Consider the following 19,624-nt stretch of genomic DNA (forward strand, 5'->3'; position numbering starts at 1 on the left):
CTCCGCCAACGCGGCGAGGTGCGGTGCCGGGCGGCGCGGGTCTGGGGGCACCTCCCAGCGGTAGCTGGGGGAGCGAGATCCGGAAGAGACGGCCTAGGCCGGCCGGACCGTGCGCGGTCCGGCGCAGTGGGCTCCGTGGGCCCGCACCCGGTCGCGCAGCGCGCGGTCGGCGGTGACCACCAGGCAGGGGCGGCCGGTGTGGGCGGCGGCGAGTTCCACGATGCGGTCGTCGCCGCTGCCGGGTGCGGAGTCGACCCGGACGCCGGGGACGGAGGCGATGCCGCGGGCGGCTCCCTCGACGACGAGGATGACCTCCTCGCCGGCGTCCCGTTCCGCGAGCCGGTCGCGCAGCCGCTCGGCGGCGCCCTTGCGGTCGCGCCACCATCCGTCGGGCACGGAGCCCACGACGTTCGCCGCGTCGACGATGAGGACGGGGATGAGGGGCTCGGTCACGTTCCGTCATTCTGCCACGGGCGCCTCGGGGGCCGCGACGACGAAGACGTCGGACAGCGGGGAGGTGTCGGGGCTGGCGCTGATCAGCAGGTCGTAGGTGTCGGGGGGCAGTGTGCCGAGGTCGAACCGCTGCCGCTCGCGCGGGACGGTGACGGCGCGCTCGACGACCGGACGGCCGGTGGTGCGGCTGGTCACCGTGAGCCGGGCCGCGACCTCGGGCAGTTCGCTGCCGCTCTGGGCGCTCTCGGCCCCGATCTCGCAGACCACCGGCTCCCCGTCGAGGTAGAGGTCGTCGCCGAGGTAGCTGAACCAGGAGGTGACGGCGGCGCGCAGGTCGTCCACGCGGATGTCGTGCAGGGACTGGAGGACGCCCTTCAGGTGGTCGAGCATCGCGTCGTGGTTCTGCAGGCTGCCGTGCTTCTGCGGGACGAAGGTGCGCGCCTCCTCGGTGCCGGAGAGGGCGGCGGAGAGCTTGGGGACGGTTCCGTCGCCGCTCTCGTCGTGGTCCCCGCGGACCATCAGGGTCTCGACCTTGTCGCCGACGATCCGGGCCGACTGCCGGGTGGGCTGGTCCATGCCGACGACGGGGTGGTAGACGACCTGGTGGGTCTCCCAGGCGGGGTCCTCGCGGTTGTCGGCGGTCGCCCGCTCCATCTCCTCGTGGAACTCGGTGAGGCGGCTGCTCCACTGCGGCTGCCAGCCGGGCAGCCCGGCCTTGGCGGGAGTGACGGCCGTGCCGTCCGGCCCGTACACGCAGCGGTACACGGGCACGAGCTGGTGCAGGCCGGTGAAGGAGCGCAGGAGCCGGGTGAGGTCGTACTCGAAGGGGCCGATCCGCTTCTGGAAGCCGTTGCACAGGAACTCGACGGCGTTGAGGGAGCCGTAGTAGGGGGTGCCGAAGGTCACGACGGCCCGGGTGTCGCGCCAGCCTCCGAGCACCTCGACGTAGTAGCGGGCGACGAGGCCGCCCATCGAGTGCGCGACCAGGACCAGCTGGGCGGCGGAGTTGCCGCTCTTGCGGCGCCAGTCCGCCAGCCAGGTTCCGCTGCGTTCGGCGAGGCGGCGGGCGGCGGCCCGGTTGTCGCGGCGCCAGTCGTAGGGGAACGGGAAGTAGTTCTGGCCCGGTGCCAGCTCGAAGCGGTCCAGCAGGAACCTCTCGGTCGCCGTGTAGCCGTCGATCTTCCACAGGCCGGGCAGGGTGTGCAGGTCGGGCACCAGCCGGGAGGCGACGACCCCGTCCCCGATGTCGTCCAGCCGCCAGTCGTCCCGGCCGTCGCGCAGTTCCAGCTCGCCCAGGTTGCGGCCCAGGCTCGCCAGGGCGCCCAGTACCGCCGTGGCCGAGGGGGCCCACACGTCCTTCCCGTTCCGCGTCAGCACGCTGCCGGTGATGCCGGGGAGCAGTACGACGACGTCGGGCATCGGGATCCTGCCCATGGGGGCCTCCTAGCCCTCGCGCGCTCCGGACGGGGCCTCGGGCGGGACGAACGGTTCGGAGGCGTCGCCGTAGTGCTGGTAGGCGGCCCAGGAGCTCCACCGCTGCCGGTCCTGTCCGCCGTCCGCCCAGTCGTTCTCGGCGCGCTGGTCGTAGAGCGCCTTGCGCGCGGAGCGGACGGCGGCCCCCACGGTCGGGGGGTCCTCGGCGGGCCCGATCGTGAACAGGTGCCGGTAGAACTGTTCGGCGAAGGCGATGCCCTGGTCGTCGGGGATCCGCCAGGCCGCCCCGATGTAGTGGCCGACGCCGATGCGCAGGAACTCGTCGGCGAGGCTGGGGACGAGCGCGGCCTGCGGGTTCCCCCAGGGCGTCGGGGCCGCCCCGCCCGGGGCCGCGGCGGTGCCGAGCCGGGCCGTGTAGCAGGCGTTGGCGACGACGATCAGCGGGGGCCGCGCCAGCAGGGACAGTTCCTGCGCGGTCAGCAGGCCGTCGGAGAAGACCCAGCCGGAGCGCCGGCCCGTGCCGGAGGGGTCGAAGTCGCTGTGGCCGCAGTAGTGGACGATGTCGTTGCGCCCGCACAGCAGGGCCCGCAGGACGTCGAGCCGCCTGGCGGGCTCCACGCCCGGCTGGCGGGTGGAGTTCGGCGCCCCGACGAACAGGGTCACGTCGACGCCCAGGGCCTTGAGCCGGGCGGCGACCGCGAGGGCCTCGCTGCGGGCGCCCGGCAGCTGGAGGCCCTTCTCCGGGTCTCCGGGGTCGCCGATCACCAGGGCGCGCAGCGGTCCGTCGGCCGGCCCCTCGGTCATCACGCGCGCGTAGGGGGTGCGCAGTTGCCGGGACAGCTGGGTGCGGATCGCCAGGGGGGCGTGGCGCTCCTCGCCGGTCGGCTGGACGTCCGTGAGGAACTCCCAGGGCACGGAGGCCGTGTCCCGGTCCAGTTCCAGCAGCACCGTGGCGTCGTCGGAGATCAGCCGCTGGAAGTCCTCCGGCACGAAGCGGGAGAGCAGGACGGGCAGTCCGCGCGCGTCGTCGACGGTGGGTTCCGTGAGCCGTCCGACGAGCTCGCGCAGCAGGTCCCGGTCGATGGCGACGACCCGTTCCGGCACGGTGGCGCGCCCGGTCAGCGCCGCCCAGCTCAGACCGCCGTCCGCGCCCGACTGCACGGACATCCGTACGGGCAGGGCGCCGTCCTGGGTCTGCGTCGGGCCGCGGACCGTCAGGGACAGGTCGGTGCGGGCCACTTCGGCGAGGTGGGCCAGCTGCTCGCGGACCTGGTCGCGGATGCCGGGGTCGAAGTCCGCCAGCACGGTGCGCAGGGCCTCTTCCGCGGCGGCCGGTGCCGGGCCCGCCGCGCGGGCGAGTCCGGACAGTGCGTTCAGCGCGTAGACGGCGGCCGAGGGCGCGAACAGCCGGCCGCCGCTGTCCTCCCGCAGCTCCGGGCCGATCCGCAGCCCCGGCTGGTCCGCGGCGGCGTGGGCGAGCGCGAGCAGGAGCTGTTCGGCGCGGAGCCGGTCGACCTCCACGACGAGCACCTCGGTGAGCCGGGGCGCGGGCGCCGACGGGCCCTGCGCCGCGAGGGCGGCGGCGAAGCCCCGGACGAGGGACCGGACCGCTCCGCCGACGGACAGGTTCCCCACGCCGGCGCCGACGAGTACGGTCGCCATGGTCTCGACGTGGCCGATGGCGATGGCCTCGCCCAGCAGGGAGGCGTACATCTGGGCGGCGCGGCGTTCGGTGAGGGTGCCCATCGGGCCCATGCCCACGACGGCGGCCGTCCGGATCGGGCCCGCCCTGCACGGGAAGTAGGTGACCTCGCCGAGCTGGGCGTCGATCCAGCCGAGCCGGGTGTGCTCCGTGATCAGGGGGCGGGGGCCGTCGGATATGGCGCGGTCCAGTGAGAGCTCCGCCGCGGAGGGCACGACCGACTGGTAGTGCCCGGTGACGTGCAGATCGGCGGCGATCTCCACGAGGTCGCCCCAGACCACGGTGATGTTGACGGTTGGACCACCGGTGCGCGGCGGCGGGGCGGGAGCCGGACGGCTGACGGGCGTCGTGTGGGAGGGCGTCGTGACGACGTCCAGCAGGTCGGCTATGCGAGCGGCGGGGGTGCCCATCACGACGCTCCTCCTTCGAGTCGCCCGAGCCCCGAGTGCCGGGTGCGCCGCACCTGCCCCCCACAGGATTATCCCACCGTTCGCCCGGACGGCCCCGCGCGGGCGGGGGCCGTTCCGGACGGCCCCGGGCCGGACGCCCCGCCGGTTCAGCGGTAGCGTGCGGAGGCGGCGGCGAACGGCGTGGCGTGGGACGGCGCGGTGGCGAGGAGGGCGACCCAGGAGCCGTCGGTGAACTCGATGTCCATCCGGCCCTTCTGCAGGACGCCCGTCGGGTTGGCGCGCACCGCGGCCACCACCGGGCGGGGCACCTCCCAGTAGTGCTTCATCAGCGGCGTCGACTGCCACAGCGGCGAGACGTCGCTGATCGCGAACCAGCGGCGGTCGGTGAGGACCAGTACGCAGGCGTTGGAACGGCGCACGTTCGCCCGGCCGATGACGAAGTGTCCGGCCGCGCTCTCCCAGCCGCCCTCCATGTTCTTGCCGTGCATCAGGCGCGTGCCGAGCTGGTCCAGCGCGTCGGGCATGCGGTCGATCGCGTCCGCCGCGGCGGCCGGGCGCGACCGCCGCGGGTCGAGCACCCGGGACCTGGCGATCTGCCGCAGCTGGCGGGGCAGCCGGGCCTCGATCCTGCGCTGCAGGTCGGAGGGGTCCGGGGGCGCGAGCATCGACTCGGGAGGGGTGGGCACACCAGGCCCGAGTTCATGGGCGCAGGCGGCTATGAGGTGCTCTCCCGGCTGGAGGAACTGCCGGGCCTGCTGGCGCCTCTCCTCGTTCAACGGGCGTGCTCCTGTCGTTCTTCGGTGGTCATGTGCGGTGGAGTGAATTCTCCCCCACCGCCCGACTTCCATGATCACCGGGGGTCGCCGCGGGCGGCGGTTCAGGCAGGCCGGGAGCCCCGGCTGCGCAGGGCCTCCTCCAGCCGGCCGATGTCCTCGGCGTCCTTCGCCCGCCGCGGCCTGCCCGGGACCCAGACGGGCATCATGCGCTTGATCTCGATCTGCGCCCCGGGGCTGACGACCGGGCACCTCAGCTCCCCGATCCGGCCCTCGGAACCCTCCACCACACCCCGCGGCCACCGCTCCCCGGCCCACGGGCCGCCGGCGACGACGGGGAGGCCGTCGGAGTCCCGGGCCAGCAGGGCGAAGCTGATCTCCTCCCCCTCCTTCGCGAAGTCGAGCTGTTGGCCGGCGGGCGGGCCGGGCAGCGGCTCGTACCCGGAGGCGAGCAGTGCGCCGGTGAGGGCGGGGGCGTCCTCGCTCCAGGCGAACCAGTCGACGTCCTCGTGGTCCCGCGTGGGCCCGCCGAGGAAGAAGTCCATCGCCCAGCCCCCGCGGAGCCGGACCTCCACCCCCAGGACCTCGGCGATCTCCCTGGTCTCGGCGATCAGCCGGAGCTGGCGGCGGGTGCGTTCCATGTCCATGATCACGCAGGCTACGGCCCGCGGGGCGGCCCCGCGCCCCCATTTCCGGACCGCGGCCCGTGTCCTCCCGGGCGGGCCCGCGGCGGGGGCGGTTCGCCCGTTCGGCCCCCATGGGAGCGTGTTCTGTCCACCGCACGGGTCACGGTGCGCGACCATACGGACGCCGAGAGCAAGCAGCCCGCCAGGTGGAAACACCGAGACAGGAAGAAGGACGGACGTGTCCGGCAGCGAAAGCGAGAACCCCGCCATCCCCTCCCCGGCCGCCGCGCCGACCCGCCCGATGACGAACCGGGACTGGTGGCCGGAGCAGCTGGACCTCCAGGTGCTCCACCAGGGCTCGCCCGGGGCCAGTCCGCTGGGCGAGGACTTCGACTACGCGAAGGAGTTCGCGGGCCTGGACGTCGAGGCGCTGAAGCGGGACGTCTTCGAGGTGATGACGGCCTCGCAGGACTGGTGGCCCGCCGACTACGGCCACTACGGGCCGCTCTTCATCCGGATGAGCTGGCACGCCGCGGGGACGTACCGGATCGCCGACGGCCGCGGCGGCGGCGGTTCCGGCGCGCAGCGCTTCGCCCCGCTCAACAGCTGGCCCGACAACGCGAGCCTCGACAAGGCGCGCCGCCTGCTGTGGCCGGTCAAGCAGAAGTACGGCCGGAAGGTCTCCTGGGCCGACCTCCTCGTGTTCGCCGGGAACTGCGCGATGGAGTCGATGGGGTTCAAGACGTTCGGGTTCGGCTTCGGGCGGGAGGACATCTGGGAACCGGAGGAGATCTTCTGGGGTCCCGAGGACACCTGGCTCGGGGACGAGCGCTACCGCGGCGACCGGGAGCTCACCGGCCCGTTCGGCGCCGTGCAGATGGGGCTCATCTACGTCAATCCGGAGGGCCCGAACGGGAATCCGGATCCCGTCGCCGCCGCCAGGGACATCCGCGAGACGTTCGGGCGCATGGCGATGAACGACGAGGAGACGGTCGCCCTGATCGTGGGCGGGCACACCTTCGGCAAGTGCCACGGCGCGGTCGATCCCGAGTACGTCGGTCCGGAGCCGGAGGCCGCGCCGATCGAGCAGCAGGGCCTCGGCTGGACGAACTCCTCCGGCACCGGCGTGGGCGGCGACGCGATCACCAGCGGTCTGGAGGGCGCCTGGACGACCGAGCCGACCCGGTGGGACAACGGCTACCTCGACAACCTGTTCCGGTACGACTGGGAGCTGACCCGGAGCCCGGCCGGCGCGCAGCAGTGGACGCCGACGGATCCCGCGGCCCGGGACACGGTGCCCGACGCCCACGACCCGGCGAAGCGGCACGCCCCGATGATGCTGACGACGGACCTCTCGCTGAAGGTGGACCCCGTCTACGGGCCCATCGCGAAGGGCTTCCACGAGAACCCGGACCGGCTCGCGGACGCCTTCGCCCGCGCCTGGTACAAGCTGCTGCACCGCGACATGGGGCCCGTCTCGCGCTACCTCGGCCCGTGGATCCCCGAGCCGCAGCTGTGGCAGGACCCGGTGCCCGCCGTGGACCACGGGCTGGTCGGGGACGCGGAGATCGCCGACCTCAAGGCCCGGGTCCTCGGCTCGGGGCTGTCCGTGTCCCAGCTGGTGGCCACCGCCTGGGCCGCGGCCGCGTCCTTCCGCGGCACCGACATGCGCGGCGGCGCGAACGGCGGCCGGCTCCGGCTCGCGCCGCAGAAGGACTGGGAGGCGAACTCCGGGTCCGAGGTGGCCGGGACGGTGGCGGCCCTCGACCGGATCCGGCAGGACTTCAACGCCGCGCAGACCGGCGGGAAGAAGGTGTCCCTGGCCGACCTGATCGTCCTGGGCGGCTGCGCGGCCGTGGAGAAGGCCGCCGAGGACGCCGGGCACCGGGTCGCGGTGCCGTTCGCGCCGGGGCGTACGGACGCCTCCCAGGAGCAGACCGACGTGGAGTCGTTCTCCGTGCTCGAACCGCGGGCGGACGGGTTCCGCAACTACCTCCGGGCGGGCGAGAAGCTGTCGCCGGAGACCCTCCTGCTGGACCGGGCCTCCATGCTGACGCTGACCGCGCCGGAGATGACGGTGCTGACGGGCGGCATGCGCGCCCTGAACGCCGGCCACCGGGGGTCCCCGCACGGGGTCCTCACCGCCCGGCCGCAGACGCTGACCACCGACTTCTTCGTGAACCTGCTGGACATGGGCACGGAGTGGTCGGCCTCGGCGGCCGACGAGAACGTCTACGAGGGCCGGGACCGCGCCACGGGCAAGGTCCGGTGGACGGCGACCGCGGTGGACCTCGTCTTCGGTTCGCACTCCCAGCTGCGGGCGCTGTGCGAGGTGTACGCCTCGCAGGACGCGGGCGAGAAGTTCGTACGCGACTTCGTGGCGGCGTGGGACAAGGTGATGACCCTCGACCGGTTCGACCTCGCGTGAGCGGTCGCCCGGCCGGGGTCCCGGCCGTCTGACCGGCGCCCGGCCCCGCCGTCCCGGCCGGCCCCCGCGGGCCGGCCGGGGTCACGGGCGGGCGGGCACGGGCCCGGCGGGCGGGGCATCCTGGAGGAGGACCCCCTTCCCGCACCCCTTGGGGGACGTCATGGAACTCGGCTTCCTCACACCCCTCTTCTCCCGCCCCGGCCCCTGGGCCTCCGTGTACGTCGAGGGCACCCGCGCGACCGAGGACGCGCGGCGGATCCGGGCCCTGCGCGAGCGGGCCGTCGCCGCCCTGCTGATCGACGCGGGCGCCGACGCCTACACCGTCCGGGCCGTCGTGGACCGGCTCCTCGGGGAGCAGGTCGGCGGGGCTCCGCCCGGCCGGGCCCTGTTCGCCTCGGGCGCCGAGGTCCTGCTGGACGTCCCGCTCGCCAGGGCCCCCGCGGCCCCCGAGGTGACCTGGTCGGTGCTGCCGCACATCGCCCCGCTGGCCGGGCTGCGCGGCGAGGGGCCGGCCTGCCTGGTGGCGCACCTCGACGGCGCCGGCGCCGAGCTGGAGCTGCGCGACGGCCCCCGCCGCCGTGCCCTGGGCCGGGCGGCGGGCGGCCGGGAGCGGGACCACGGGCACCGCGGCGTGCCGGCGGACCGGCAGGAGTGGCACTACCGGCACCGGGTCGAGAACGCCTGGAACGGGACGGCCGGCGCGATCGCCGCCGAGCTGTCCCGGCAATGGCCCGGGAGCGGCGCCGGGCTCCTGGTGCTGGCCGGAGACGCCCGGGAGCGCCGGGCCGTGCACGCCCGGCTGCCCGAGCGGCTGCGGGCGGTGGCCGTGGACGCCGACGGCGGCGGGCGCTCGCCCGGGGCCTCCCCGGACGCCCTCGACCGCGAGATCGCCCGGGCGCGCGAGGGCTTCGCCCGGGAACGGCTGGAGGCGGCCCTGGAGCGGTTCCGGGCCGGCCGGGGCCGCCCCGGTGAGCACCGGGAGTCCACCGTGGACACCGGTCCGGGGCAGGCCGCCGAGGGCATGCCGGCCGTGGTGGACGCCGTGCGCAGCCACCAGGTGGCGACCCTGCTGCTCGGGCCGGAGGGCTCCGACGCGGGGCGCGAGGTGTGGATCGGCCCCGGGGTGGACGAGGTCGCGGTGCAGCGGGGCCAGGCGCAGGCGATGGGCGTGGGCAAGCCCGTACGGGCGCGCGCGGACGACGCGCTGCTGCGCTCCGCGGCGGCGGCCGGCTGCGAGGTCCTCGCCGTCCCGGCGGGCGTGCCGGGCCCGGCCGGCGGGCTGGGCGCCGTGCTGCGCTGGACGGTGTGAGGAACCGTCGGCCCGTGGCCGGCCGGTCCGGCCGGCCACGGGCCGGAGCGGGTGGTTACGGCGCCATCTCGTAGGCCCCGGACAGCGCCTCGACGCGCTGCCAGATCCTGGCTGCCCGGCCCTCGTCGACGACGGGACGGCGTACGGCACCCAGGGCCCAGGCCTGCTGCGCCTCCGTGGCGGAGTCCTTGCCGTGCAGTTCGACGGCGTGGCCGGAGTAGTCGCGGACGAGGACGGAGAACAGCTCGTCGAGGACGTCCGGGTCCAGGTCCGTCAGGCGGGCCTGCTCCAGGATCAGCTGGGCGTGCACCACGAGGGCGAAGAGCTGGCCGACGGAGAGCAGGAAGTCCAGGTCGCGGCTCTGGGTCTCGTCGGGGGCGAGGGTGGCGGCGAACTCACAGAGGGCATCGGCCTGTTCGCGGAAGCGGGCCACGTTCGGCACGTCGGCGTACGCGTCGAACGCGGGCCGCCAGTCGTGGAAGCGGACGGCGCCCAGGCCCCGGGCCGGGCCCTGGCGGAAGAGGAAGTCGTCGTCGGCCGCGTCGAGGCGGGTGGGCACGGCCGGGTAGTCGACCGGCTCCAGCAGGTGGTTGCGCATGAACTTGAGGATCAGCGCGAGGTTGACGTGGACGGTGCCTTCGAGCTTGGGCAGGCTGCGGATCTCGACGGCGGCCTCGGCGAAGTAGGTGTCCTTCTCGAAGCCCTTGGCGGCGATGACGTCCCACATGAGGTCGACGACCTTCTCGCCCTCGGTGGTCACCTTCATCTTCGTCATCGGGTTGAAGAGGAGGTAGCGGCGGTCTTCGGGGCCGGCGGAGCGGAAGTAGTCGACGGCGCGGTCGCTGAAGAGCTTCATCCCGACGAGCCGGACGTAGGCGTCGGCCAGTTCGCGGCGCACGTGCGGGAAGGCGGTGACGGGGCGGCCGTAGAGGATGCGGTTCTGCGCGTGGGTGACGGCCTCGTACATCGCGTGCTCGCAGATGCCGATCGAGGCGGTGCAGAGGTTGAACTTGCCGACGTTGACGGTGTTCAGGGCGGCGTCGAAGGCGGCGCGTCCGGTGTGCAGGACGTCGGCGGCGGCCACCGGGTAGTCCTCCAGGCGGAACTCGCTGACGTACTTGGAGGAGTCGACGACGTTCTGCACCAGGTGGTACGCCGGGTGGCGGCTGTCGGCGGCGAAGAAGACGTACCCGTCCGGGCCCTCGACGTCGGTGCGGCGGCCGAAGACGGAGACGAGGCCGGCGGCGTTCCCGTTGCCGATGTAGTACTTGGAGCCGCTCGCGCGGAAGCCGCCGTCGCCGTCCGGTGCGAGGAGCATGTCGGTGGAGTAGATGTCGGCGCCGTGGGTCCGCTCGGAGAGCCCGAACGCGAACACCTCGCCCTGGGCGAGCAGTTCGGCGGCGCGGGCGCGGGCGTCGGCGTTCTCGCTCTGCCAGACCGGGCCGAGGCCGAGGATGGTGACCTGCCAGGCGTACCAGTAGTCGAGGCCGTAGAAGCCGAGGATCTCGTTGAGGGCGGCGATCCGGGCGGTGTCCCAGCGCTGGTCCTCCCGTCCGGCGGCGGAGGCCGGGGTCAGGAAGGTGGCGAACAGGCCCTCCTTGGCGGCGAACGCGAGGAACTCCCCGAGCCAGGCCCGGGAGCGGTAGTCCTCGATCAGCTTGCGCTTGCCGCGCTCCTCGAACCAGTCGACGGTGGCGCGCAGCAGCCTGCGGGTCTCGGGGTCGAAGTGCGCGGGGTCGTAGGTGCGCGGGTTGAAGAGGAGGGAGTCGGCCATGAGGGGTCGCCTTCCGTGGAGTGGGTGGTGGGTGGTGCGCGTGGCGCGTGTGGTGCGCGTGGTGCGTGTTCAGGCGGTCGGGGCCGCGCCGATCCGGTGGAGGGTGGCGAGGACGTCGTCCAGCCAGGCGATCGTCATCCGCTCGTACGCGATGCCGCCGCGCAGCACGGCGTGCTGGAGCTCCTGTCCGGCGTCGAGCGGGGCGGGGGCGTCGGGGCCGGTGAAGTCGCGCCGTTCCCCGGCGAGGTAGTGCGCGAGCCGCTCGCCGTGCACCCGGTGGTGCCGCTCCACCTCGTGGATCAGTGCGGCCGGGTCGTCGAAGGCGGCGCCGCGGATCTTGACGGCGAGGTCGTGGCGCATGCTCTCGGGCTCGATGGGCTCGTGGAGCCACCGGGAGAGGGCCTCGCGGCCGGGGCCTGCGACGGAGTACTCCTTCTTGTCCGGCCGGCCCTGCTGCGCCACCGTGCGGGCGGTGAGCAGGCCCTCGCGCTCCATGCGTCCCAGTACGCGGTAGATCTGCTGGTGGGTGGCGGTCCAGAAGTAGCCGATGGACCGGTCGAACCGCCGGGCCAGTTCGTATCCGGAGCCGGGGATCTCCAGCAGGGAGACGAGGATCGCGTGGTCGAGCGCCATGCCCCGATCCTCTTATGCAACTCGTTGCATAGACAAGTGGCGGGGGCCGGGTGAGACGCGGCTCACCCGGCCCCCGGGGCGGCGGGCGCCCGGGGACGCCCGCCGCGCGCACGTCAGCAGCTCACCCAGGACACCCCGGCCGTGTAGAAGAAGTCGCCGCCGGGAGCGTAGATGGTGACGCTCCGAGAAGCGCCCTTGGGCCCGATGGACGCGGAGTGGACGTAGTACTGGTTGTGGTACAGGTAGCCGGAGACCCGCGGGCAGCGGCCGTCCGCCTTGTCGTCCGTGACGGTCGCGACGATGATGTTCTTGTCCCCGCAGTACTGGATCCAGGCGTGGCCCTCCGCACGACTGGACAACCAGGGCTCCCCGCACGCCAGGGCGGCGCCCGACGGAGCCGCCGAAGCGGTTCCGGTGAGCAGCGTGGTGGCGAGCAGTGCGGCGCTGCCCAATGCGGCCGCGGTCTTCTTGCGCATGCCGAGCTCCTTCACGATGACGATGACGGTGGGCGAGCGGGGCGACCTACCTGCGTCACCCCCGGGACCGTGATATGACGGAGCATCAGCTTCCAGGGTGCGGGGTCGGGCGGAATGGCCGGGTCGGAGCGGGGATCCGTCCGGGCGGGCGGTCTTGACGGACGGGCCGGGGCGTCCCGGCAACTCGCTGGCGCCGCCGGGGCGCCCCGTACGATCATGGTCCGCATGAGTGATCAACCCGCACGATGGACCCAGGCGACCGTGTACCCCGACATGTGGGCGGACCCGGACGACGACCCCCGCAACAAGCACGGCGGCAGCAGTCCGGAAGGCGAACTGGCGACGCTGCTGGACTTCCTGACGGGCTACCGCCTGACCCTGCGGATGAAGTGCGAGGGCCTGGACCCCGAGCAGCTGGCCCGCCGGTCGGTGCCGCCGTCGACGATGTCGCTGCTGGGCCTGGTCCGCCACCTCGCCGAGGTGGAGCGGGACTGGCGCAACTGGATCACCGACGCCGAACCGCTGCCGAAGCTCTACGGCGCCCGCGACGCGGACTTCCACGGGGCGGTCGCCGACCAGGCCGTGGTGGACGCCGCCTACGCCGACCTGGAACGGGAGCAGGCCGCGATGGACGCCGCCCTGGCCGCGTTCCCGGACCTGGGCGCCCGCGTGGGCCGGGACGGCATCGCGGTCCGGGAGCTGATGGTGCACCGGATCGACGAGTACGCCCGCCACTGCGGCCATGCCGACCTGCTGCGCGAGTGCGTGGACGGACGCGTCGGCCAGTGACCGGGCCCCGTCGGCGGCGGGTGTGCGGCCGGATCCGGCCCCAGCGGCTCCCGGCCGCGTGAGAATGCCGTCATGACGATGTCTCCTGCCGCTGCCGCCTCCCCCGCCGTCCGGGTGGAGCGCGACGGACCCGTGACCACCGTGGTGCTGTCGCGGCCCGCCGCCCGCAATGCCGTGGACGGGCCGACCGCCACGCAGCTGGCGGATGCCTTCCGGGCGTTCGAGGCCGATGACGGGGCTTCGGTGGCAGTGCTGTGGGGCGAGGGCGGGACCTTCTGCGCGGGCGCCGACCTCAAGGCGATCGGCACCCCGCACGGCAACCGGGTGGCAGCCGAGGGGGACGGCCCGATGGGGCCGACCCGGCTGCGGCTGACCAAGCCGGTGATCGCGGCCGTCGCCGGGCACGCCGTGGCCGGAGGGCTGGAGCTCGCCCTGTGGTGCGATCTGCGCGTGGCCGAGGAGGACGCGGTCTTCGGGGTGTTCTGCCGCCGGTGGGGGGTGCCGCTGATCGACGGCGGCACGGTGCGGCTGCCGCGGCTGATCGGCGAGAGCCGCGCGATGGACCTGATCCTCACGGGCCGGCCGGTGCCCGCCGCCGAGGCCCACGCGATGGGGCTCGCCAACCGTCTCGTACCCCCGGGGCAGGCCCGGCGGGCGGCGGAGGAACTGGCCCGGGAGATCGCCGCGTTCCCCCAGCTGTGCCTGCGCCACGACCGGCTGTCCGTGCGCGAGCAGCACGGGCTGCCCGAGCCCGAGGCGCTGGCCGCCGAGCTGCGGCACGGGATGGTGCCGCTGTCGGCCGGCGAGACCGGTGCCGGTGCCGCGCGGTTCGCCTCCGGGGCGGGACGGCACGGCTCCTTCACCGGCTGAGCGGGCCCGGCGGCCTGCGCCCGGGTGCTTCCGCCATACGGGCGGGCCCGGCGTGTGGCGCCGTGGTGTCCGGTCCGTCACCCGTAGGTTTCGCACGGAATCGCCCCCGCGAGGGGCGCGGAACGCGTACGGGAGTGGGTGGCCGGCGATGACCGGGAAGCGGACGATCACGGTGTTCGGCGCGACCGGACAGCAGGGGGGCGCCCTGGCCAGGTCGGTCCTGGCGGACCGGGGCGGCGAGTTCGCCGTACGCGCCGTGACGCGCGACCCCGGATCGGACCGGGCCCGGGAGCTGGAGCGGCTCGGGGCGGAGGTGGTGCGGGCCGACCTGGACGACGAGGCGAGCCTCGGCCCCGTACTGGAAGGGGCCTACGGGGCGTTCCTCGTGACGAACTTCTGGGAGGACATGGACGCCGCGCACGAGAAGCGGCAGGCCGCGGCGCTCGCCCGGGCGGCCGGGCACGCCGGCGTGCAGCACGCGATCTGGTCCACCCTGGAGGACACCCGCCACTGCATCCCGGTGGACGACCCCCGGATGCCCACGCTCCAGGGCGTTTACAAGGTCCCGCACTTCGACGGCAAGGCGGAGGCGGACCAGTACTTCCTCGACGCGGGCGTGCCGGTCACCTTCCTGCGGTCCACCTTCTACTGGGAGAACCTGCTCGGCGCCTTCGCACCCCGGCAGGCACCGGACGGGGCCCTGGAGCTGGTCCTCCCGATGGGCGACAAGCGGCTCGCCGGCATCGCCGTCGACGACATCGGCAGGACCGCGCACGCCATCTTCAAGGGCGGGGCGGATTACGTCGCGGCCACCATCAGCATCGCCGGGGAGCACCTGGGGCTCGCCGAGATGGCCGCCGCCCTCACCCGGTCGCTGGGCCGGCCGGTCCGCTACCGGCCCCTGACGCCGGACGCGTTCCGCGCCCTCGGCTTCCCCGGCGCCGAGGAGGCGGGGAACATGTTCCAGTACTACGCCGACTGCGAGGCCTCCTTCACCGGCGCCCGGGACCTGGACGCCGTCCGCCGCATCAACCCGGCACTCCAGAACTTCGCCACCTGGCTGGCCGCCCACCGCGACCGGTTCCCGGCCGGCTGACGGCGGCGGGCCGCGCCCCGGGACGTCCTGAGCGAAACCTGACAAAACACGGCCGTGACATCAGCGAGCCTCTTACCCCCGCCGCCCGGCGCCGCGCCAGGATGGGGCCCCGCGGGCCCGCCGCCCGCGGGGGTGATGGAAAGGGGAACGTATTGATCACCACGGACGTCCAGTACCGCGGCACCACCGTCCTGGTCAGCGCCAGCGGAGAGCTCGGCGAGGAGTCGGGCGGGGCCCTGCGGCAGGCGCTGGAGCACGTCACCGCCGGCGAGCGGGTCCTCATGGTCGATCTGCACGGAGTCCCGCTCATGACCGAGCCCGGTCTGCTGCACCTCCTGGACCTGCACCGGCGCGCGGAGGACCGGGGCCTGCGGGTCCTGGTCGTCGGCTGGCAGCCGCAGCCGCGGGAGCTGATGGCACGGACCGCGGGCCTGCCCGGCCCGGCGTCGGCCACCGCCGACCGGTACGCGACACCCGGCTTCCGCCGGCTGCTCGCGGAACGCGCGCAGGGCACGCGCGCGTTCACGGAGTCCGGTTCGGGCCGGGTGCCGTCCGGCGGGTGAGCCGTCTCCCGCCGTCTCCCGCACCCGCGGGGAGGGGCGGCGGGCCGCCGTTCGCATCGTGGCCGGGGTCCGGTCCACATGGTGGGCGCCGTGGTGGCGGATCTTGCCACCCTTGGAGAGAAAGACCAGGTCAGAGCCGTACGCACAGGGCGTCAGGTGGCGCAATGCTGCGGCAACACCATCCGGAGGGCCCTCCCGGTACGTTCCTTGCCATGCCAGCCGAACCCGCCCCCGCCGCCCGCCCGGTCGCCGCCGCGCGCCGCCGCCGGCTGCGTGCGGACCGGGCCCGGCAGCTCGCCGACCTGCTGCGCCACCAGATCCTGGCGGGCGGCTTCCCGGCCGGGGTGCTGCCCCTGGAGGACGTCATCGCCGCCGACTACCGGGCCAGCCGCAACACCGTCCGGCAGGCGCTGGACCTGCTGCGCGGGGAGCGGCTCGTCGAGCGGCAGCCCGGCGTCGGCACGGTGGTGGTGTGCGAGAAGTACCCGCACGGGCTGGACCGCCTCCAGGGCCTGGCCGAGACCCTGCACGAACACGGCCGGGTCACCAACGAGGTCCGCACCGTCGGCCCCGTGACCGCCCCCGGCCCGGTGGCCCACCGGCTGGGCCTGCCCGAGCACGCCGACGTGCTCTGTATCGAGCGGCTGCGCCGGCTCAACGGACTGCCGCTGTCCCTGGACCTCTCCTACCTGCCGATGGACATCGGCGGTGAACTGCTCGGCTGCGACCTGGAGAACACGGACGTGTTCCGGCTCCTGGAGGCGCTGACCGGCGGCCCGCTCGGCCATGCCGAGATCACCCTGGAGGCCGTCAACGCCGACGCGCACTCCGCCGCCGTGCTCCAGGCTCCGCGCGGGGCCGCCGTGCTGATGCTGGAGCGGCTCACCCGCCTGCCCGACGGCCGGCCGGTGGACCTGGAGTTCATCCGCTTCCGCGGCGACCGCATCACCATGAGCGGCGTGCTGCGCCGCTCCCTCTGAGCCCCTCCCCGGCTCTCCTCCCCTCCCCCTTTCCCCGCCTCCGCGGGCCCTTGGAGAAACCCATGCCCCTCGTCCCCCAGCGCGCCGACGTGCCCGTGACCATCGACGAGTCCCAGTGCATCGACGGCTGCACGCTCTGCGTCGACATGTGTCCGCTCGACTCGCTCGCGATCCGCGAGGACAACGGCAAGGCGTACATGCACGTGGACGAGTGCTGGTACTGCGGCCCGTGCGCCGCCCGCTGTCCCACCGGTGCGGTGACCGTCAACATGCCCTACCTGCTCCGATGAAAGGCCCCGCCCCGATGAGCCGCAGACTCCTCGCCCCCGCCCTCCCCCTCGCCCTGCTCCTCCCGCTGGCCACCGCCTGCGGCGACGGCGGCGGCGCGGCGGGCGGCAGCCCGTCGAAGACGGTCACCGTGACCGTCGGCTACCAGTCCAAGACCATCAACACGGTCACCGCGGGCACCCTGCTGCGCTCCCTCGGCTACTTCGAGGAGGAGCTCGCGGCGCGTGGCAAGAAGGAAGGGGTGACGTACGAGGTCGACTGGCAGGACTACGCGACGGGCGCCCCCATCACCGCGCAGATGACGGCCGGCAAGATCGACATCGGTTCGATGGGCGACTTCCCGCTGCTGCTCAACGCCGCCCGGGGCAAGGAACTGAAGCAGCCGACCTCGCTGGTCTCCGTCACCGGCTACAACCTGCGCGGCGGCCTCAGCACCGTGGTGACCGCCCCCGACTCGAAGCTGGAGTCGCTGGCCGACCTGCGCGGCAAGAAGGTGTCCACGAGCGTGGGATCGGCCGCCGACGGGACCCTCATCCGGGCCCTCCAGCGGGCCGGGATCGATCCCGACAAGGGCGTCCAGAAGCTCAACCAGCAGCCCAGCGTGGGTGCTTCCGCCCTCCAGGCCGGCAGCGCGGACGCGCTCTCGCAGTTCGTGGCCTGGCCCGGCCAGCTGGCCTTCGAGGGCCGGGCGAAGGCCCTGTACGACGGGGCCGAGCTGAACCTGCCGACCTTCCACGGGGTGACCGTCCGGCAGAAGTTCGCCGGCGAACGGCCGGGCGTGGTCGACGACTTCCTCCGGGCCCAGCGCCGCGCCACCGACTACCTGCGGGCGCAGCCGGTGGCGGCCGCCGAGTCGGTGGGCAAGGAGACCGGGCTGCCGCCCGAGGTGGTCTACCTCTACAACGGCGCCAACGGCATCGCCACCTTCGACCCGGAGCTGCGCCCCGAGCTGATCGCCGCGCTGAAGGAGGACGTGCCGGTGCTGAAGGGCGCCGGGCTGGTGGGCGACGTCGACGTGGACGCCTTCGTCGACCCGGCGCCGCTGAAGCGGGCCGTGCAGGAGCCGGGCTACCCGAAGGCGGGCGCCGTGAAGTCCGAGCTGTGGCTCAGGGGGCGGACCGCCACCGCCTCCTTCGACAGCCCCAAGGAGCTGCTGAAGGCCGCCAGGGGCGCGGAGGTGCGCGCCGCCTACGTACCGGACGCGGTGACCGGCACCCTGTGGTTCGCGGACAAGGCGGTGTGGGTCGCGGACGGCACCGAGCTGCGCGCCTTCGTCACCCCGGCCGGCGCGAAGGGCTGGGTCGGGCAGCACCCCGGCGCCCGCGTCGTCGGCTACGAGGACGCCGTGGGCCTGGCCTCATGAGCGCGGGACGCCGGCTGCTGCGGGCCGCCTCGCTGGCCGCGGCCCTCGGGCTGTGGCAGCTGCTGACCTCGCTGGACGTGAACCTGTGGCTGCGGTTCGAGCAGTTCCCGACGGTCGGCGAGGTGGCCTCCGCCTTCGCCGGCCGGGTCGGGACCGGCCCGTACTGGCAGGACCTGGGCCACAGCCTCCGCCGGATCGGGGCGGGCTTCGCCCTGGCCGCCGTGCTCGGGGTGGCGGTCGGCACGGCCGTCGCGCGGTCCCGGTGGGCGGCCGACCTGCTGGGCCCGCTGGTGGAGGTGGTGCGCCCGGTGCCGGCCATCGCCCTGGTGCCGGTCGCCATCCTGCTGCTGCCGACCAACGAGCAGGGCATCGTGTTCATCACCTTCGCCGCCGCCTTCTTCCCCGTGGCCGTCTCGACCCGGCACGCGGTCCGGGCCCTCACCCCCGTCTGGGAGGAGGCCGTGCTGACCATGGGCGGCGGCCGGGCGCGGGTGCTGTTCTCGGTGGTGCTGCCCGGCGCCCTGCCGGGCATCTTCGGCGGGCTGTCGGTGGGCATCGGCGTCTCGTGGATCTGCGTGATCTCCGCGGAGATGATCTCCGGGGAGTACGGGGTGGGGTACCGCACCTGGCAGGACTACACGGTGGTCGACTACCCCGGCGTGTTCGTCGGCATGGCCACCATCGGGGCGCTCGGCTGGCTCACCTCCACCGCCGTGGAACTGCTCGGCCGCCGCGCCACCGCGTGGCTGCCCCGCCCGGCCGGGGGTGCACCGGCAGGACCGCGCCGCCCGGCGCCCGCCCCGGCGGTCCCCGCCCCCGACCCGGCGCCCGCGCCCCGTACCGCCGTTCCCCGGAAGGAGCCCGTCACATGAGCACCACCGCCCCGCCCGCCCCGGCCGGCACCGCACTCGCCCTGGAGGACGTACGGCTCGGGCACCCGGGCGGCGCGGTCCTGCCGGGCACCGTCACCCTGCGGATCCCGGCCGGTGAGCTGCTGACCGTCGTCGGGCCCTCCGGGTGCGGGAAGTCCACGCTGCTGCGCACCCTGGCCGGGCTGCTGCCCCCGCTCGGCGGGCGGGTCACCCAGGGCGGCGAGCCCGTGACCCGGCCCGCCCCGGACCGGGCACTGGTGTTCCAGCACGATGCGCTGCTGCCCTGGCGCAGCGTGCGCGCCAACGTGGAACTGCCCCTGGCCATCCGGCGGGTCCCCCGCGCCGAGCGGCGCCGGTCGGCCGCCGGCTGGCTGGAGCGGGTCGGGCTGGCGGAGCACGCCCACAAGCTGCCGCACCAGCTGTCCGGCGGGCAGCGGCAGCGCGTCCAGCTGGCCCGCGCGCTGGCCGGGCGGCCGCGGGCGGTGCTGATGGACGAGCCCTTCGGCGCGCTCGACGCCCGCACCCGCGCCGGGATGCAGGACCTGCTGGTGGAGGTCCTCGCGGGGACCGGCGCGACCGTCGTCTTCGTCACCCACGACGTGGACGAGGCGCTGCACCTCGGCGACCGGGTCGCCCTGCTCGGCTCCGGCCTGGTGCTGGACGTGCCGCACCCGCGCCGGCGCGACGCGCAGCAGGCACCCGGCACGGCGGAACTGCGCCGCCGCATCCTCGACTTCCTCTGAAAGGCACCCCCGTGGACACCCTGCTGGACGCTTCCCCGGCCA

General features: G+C 74.4%; 19 protein-coding genes. 11 read left to right on the forward strand and 8 right to left on the reverse strand.

From position 1 onward, the window contains the following. Nucleotides 1-93: 93 nt before the first annotated feature. The 5 genes from ACIPW5_RS21785 to ACIPW5_RS21805 form a co-directional block, all read right to left on the reverse strand. On the reverse strand, nt 94-453 hold the full coding sequence (locus ACIPW5_RS21785; protein ID WP_401247232.1) for an NTP pyrophosphohydrolase: 360 nt from the start codon (nt 451-453) through the stop codon (nt 94-96). 6 nt (nt 454-459) lie between these two features. Then, nucleotides 460-1,887, reverse strand: a complete 1,428-nt coding sequence (locus ACIPW5_RS21790; RefSeq protein WP_401247235.1) for a hypothetical protein — start codon at nt 1,885-1,887, stop codon at nt 460-462. Between the two features lie 9 nt (nt 1,888-1,896). Next, nucleotides 1,897-3,999: a CHAT domain-containing protein gene (locus tag ACIPW5_RS21795; RefSeq protein WP_401247238.1), complete on the reverse strand. Its 2,103-nt coding sequence runs from the start codon at nt 3,997-3,999 to the stop codon at nt 1,897-1,899. Nucleotides 4,000-4,145: 146 nt separating this feature from the next. Next, a complete protein-coding gene (locus tag ACIPW5_RS21800) occupies nt 4,146-4,775 on the reverse strand; it encodes a hypothetical protein (RefSeq protein WP_401247241.1) in 630 nt (209 codons plus the stop codon). A 101-nt stretch (nt 4,776-4,876) separates the two neighbouring features. Further along, complete coding sequence (locus tag ACIPW5_RS21805; protein WP_401247244.1) at nt 4,877-5,419, reverse strand: nucleotidyltransferase domain-containing protein; 543 nt, start codon at nt 5,417-5,419, stop codon at nt 4,877-4,879. A 217-nt stretch (nt 5,420-5,636) separates the two neighbouring features. Here ACIPW5_RS21805 and katG point away from each other — a divergent pair, with 217 nt between their 5' ends. Together katG and ACIPW5_RS21815 are read left to right on the forward strand one after the other, a co-directional pair. Continuing rightward, nucleotides 5,637-7,826, forward strand: coding sequence for a catalase/peroxidase HPI (katG, locus tag ACIPW5_RS21810; RefSeq protein ID WP_401247246.1), 2,190 nt, complete (start codon nt 5,637-5,639; stop codon nt 7,824-7,826). Nucleotides 7,827-7,986: 160 nt separating this feature from the next. Then, nucleotides 7,987-9,135 carry a hypothetical protein gene (locus tag ACIPW5_RS21815; protein WP_401247249.1) on the forward strand — a complete coding sequence of 383 codons (1,149 nt, stop codon included), beginning with the start codon at nt 7,987-7,989 and terminating at the stop codon, nt 9,133-9,135. A 55-nt stretch (nt 9,136-9,190) separates the two neighbouring features. Here ACIPW5_RS21815 and ACIPW5_RS21820 read toward each other — a convergent pair whose 3' ends face one another. From ACIPW5_RS21820 to ACIPW5_RS21830, 3 genes are all read right to left on the reverse strand, one after another. Further along, a complete protein-coding gene (locus ACIPW5_RS21820) occupies nt 9,191-10,909 on the reverse strand; it encodes an acyl-CoA dehydrogenase family protein (protein ID WP_401247252.1) in 1,719 nt (572 codons plus the stop codon). A 69-nt stretch (nt 10,910-10,978) separates the two neighbouring features. Then, nucleotides 10,979-11,542, reverse strand: a complete 564-nt coding sequence (locus ACIPW5_RS21825) for a PadR family transcriptional regulator (RefSeq protein WP_401247254.1) — start codon at nt 11,540-11,542, stop codon at nt 10,979-10,981. Between the two features lie 113 nt (nt 11,543-11,655). Then, nucleotides 11,656-12,018: a hypothetical protein gene (locus ACIPW5_RS21830; RefSeq protein WP_401247257.1), complete on the reverse strand. Its 363-nt coding sequence runs from the start codon at nt 12,016-12,018 to the stop codon at nt 11,656-11,658. A gap of 216 nt (nt 12,019-12,234) precedes the next feature. Between ACIPW5_RS21830 and ACIPW5_RS21835 the strand changes: the two genes are divergently transcribed. The 9 genes from ACIPW5_RS21835 to ACIPW5_RS21875 all read left to right on the forward strand — a co-directional run bounded on the left by ACIPW5_RS21835 (nt 12,235) and on the right by ACIPW5_RS21875 (nt 19,582). Then, entirely contained in the window at nt 12,235-12,807 is a 573-nt protein-coding gene (locus ACIPW5_RS21835; protein ID WP_401247260.1) for a DinB family protein, read from the forward strand. Nucleotides 12,808-12,879: 72 nt separating this feature from the next. Then, on the forward strand, nt 12,880-13,677 hold the full coding sequence (locus tag ACIPW5_RS21840; RefSeq protein ID WP_401247263.1) for a crotonase/enoyl-CoA hydratase family protein: 798 nt from the start codon (nt 12,880-12,882) through the stop codon (nt 13,675-13,677). A 148-nt stretch (nt 13,678-13,825) separates the two neighbouring features. Beyond that, the gene (locus ACIPW5_RS21845; RefSeq protein ID WP_401247266.1) at nt 13,826-14,773 is read left to right on the forward strand and encodes an NmrA/HSCARG family protein; all 948 of its coding nucleotides are present in this window, start codon (nt 13,826-13,828) and stop codon (nt 14,771-14,773) included. Nucleotides 14,774-14,925: 152 nt separating this feature from the next. Further along, nucleotides 14,926-15,336: an STAS domain-containing protein gene (locus ACIPW5_RS21850; protein ID WP_401247268.1), complete on the forward strand. Its 411-nt coding sequence runs from the start codon at nt 14,926-14,928 to the stop codon at nt 15,334-15,336. A gap of 212 nt (nt 15,337-15,548) precedes the next feature. Beyond that, complete coding sequence (locus tag ACIPW5_RS21855) at nt 15,549-16,316, forward strand: GntR family transcriptional regulator (protein ID WP_401247271.1); 768 nt, start codon at nt 15,549-15,551, stop codon at nt 16,314-16,316. Nucleotides 16,317-16,378: 62 nt separating this feature from the next. Then, nucleotides 16,379-16,606, forward strand: a complete 228-nt coding sequence (locus ACIPW5_RS21860; protein ID WP_069925450.1) for a ferredoxin family protein — start codon at nt 16,379-16,381, stop codon at nt 16,604-16,606. Beyond that, nucleotides 16,603-17,967 carry an ABC transporter substrate-binding protein gene (locus tag ACIPW5_RS21865; RefSeq protein ID WP_401247275.1) on the forward strand — a complete coding sequence of 455 codons (1,365 nt, stop codon included), beginning with the start codon at nt 16,603-16,605 and terminating at the stop codon, nt 17,965-17,967. Before ACIPW5_RS21860 ends, ACIPW5_RS21865 begins: the two co-directional genes overlap by 4 nt. Beyond that, the gene (locus ACIPW5_RS21870) at nt 17,964-18,839 is read left to right on the forward strand and encodes an ABC transporter permease (protein ID WP_401247277.1); all 876 of its coding nucleotides are present in this window, start codon (nt 17,964-17,966) and stop codon (nt 18,837-18,839) included. The genes ACIPW5_RS21865 and ACIPW5_RS21870 overlap by 4 nt, the downstream gene beginning before the upstream one ends. Then, the gene (locus tag ACIPW5_RS21875; RefSeq protein WP_401247279.1) at nt 18,836-19,582 is read left to right on the forward strand and encodes an ABC transporter ATP-binding protein; all 747 of its coding nucleotides are present in this window, start codon (nt 18,836-18,838) and stop codon (nt 19,580-19,582) included. The genes ACIPW5_RS21870 and ACIPW5_RS21875 overlap by 4 nt, the downstream gene beginning before the upstream one ends. Nucleotides 19,583-19,624: the final 42 nt, after the last annotated feature.

The organism is Streptomyces sp. NPDC090077 (genome assembly GCF_044747545.1).
In the GTDB taxonomy this organism is placed as follows: Bacteria; Actinomycetota; Actinomycetes; order Streptomycetales; family Streptomycetaceae; genus Streptomyces.

Coding starts and splice junctions, on each gene's coding strand:
- ACIPW5_RS21835 (WP_401247260.1), top strand. CDS start 12,235: ATGGTCCGCATGAGTGATCAACCCGCACGATGGACCCAGGCGACCGTG.
- ACIPW5_RS21815 (WP_401247249.1), top strand. CDS start 7,987: ATGGAACTCGGCTTCCTCACACCCCTCTTCTCCCGCCCCGGCCCCTGG.
- ACIPW5_RS21855 (WP_401247271.1), top strand. CDS start 15,549: ATGCCAGCCGAACCCGCCCCCGCCGCCCGCCCGGTCGCCGCCGCGCGC.
- ACIPW5_RS21820 (WP_401247252.1), bottom strand. CDS start 10,909: ATGGCCGACTCCCTCCTCTTCAACCCGCGCACCTACGACCCCGCGCAC.
- ACIPW5_RS21845 (WP_401247266.1), top strand. CDS start 13,826: ATGACCGGGAAGCGGACGATCACGGTGTTCGGCGCGACCGGACAGCAG.
- ACIPW5_RS21795 (WP_401247238.1), bottom strand. CDS start 3,999: ATGGGCACCCCCGCCGCTCGCATAGCCGACCTGCTGGACGTCGTCACG.
- ACIPW5_RS21860 (WP_069925450.1), top strand. CDS start 16,379: ATGCCCCTCGTCCCCCAGCGCGCCGACGTGCCCGTGACCATCGACGAG.
- ACIPW5_RS21870 (WP_401247277.1), top strand. CDS start 17,964: ATGAGCGCGGGACGCCGGCTGCTGCGGGCCGCCTCGCTGGCCGCGGCC.
- ACIPW5_RS21865 (WP_401247275.1), top strand. CDS start 16,603: ATGAAAGGCCCCGCCCCGATGAGCCGCAGACTCCTCGCCCCCGCCCTC.
- ACIPW5_RS21805 (WP_401247244.1), bottom strand. CDS start 5,419: ATGGACATGGAACGCACCCGCCGCCAGCTCCGGCTGATCGCCGAGACC.
- ACIPW5_RS21825 (WP_401247254.1), bottom strand. CDS start 11,542: ATGGCGCTCGACCACGCGATCCTCGTCTCCCTGCTGGAGATCCCCGGC.
- ACIPW5_RS21840 (WP_401247263.1), top strand. CDS start 12,880: ATGACGATGTCTCCTGCCGCTGCCGCCTCCCCCGCCGTCCGGGTGGAG.
- ACIPW5_RS21875 (WP_401247279.1), top strand. CDS start 18,836: ATGAGCACCACCGCCCCGCCCGCCCCGGCCGGCACCGCACTCGCCCTG.
- ACIPW5_RS21830 (WP_401247257.1), bottom strand. CDS start 12,018: ATGCGCAAGAAGACCGCGGCCGCATTGGGCAGCGCCGCACTGCTCGCC.
- ACIPW5_RS21790 (WP_401247235.1), bottom strand. CDS start 1,887: ATGGGCAGGATCCCGATGCCCGACGTCGTCGTACTGCTCCCCGGCATC.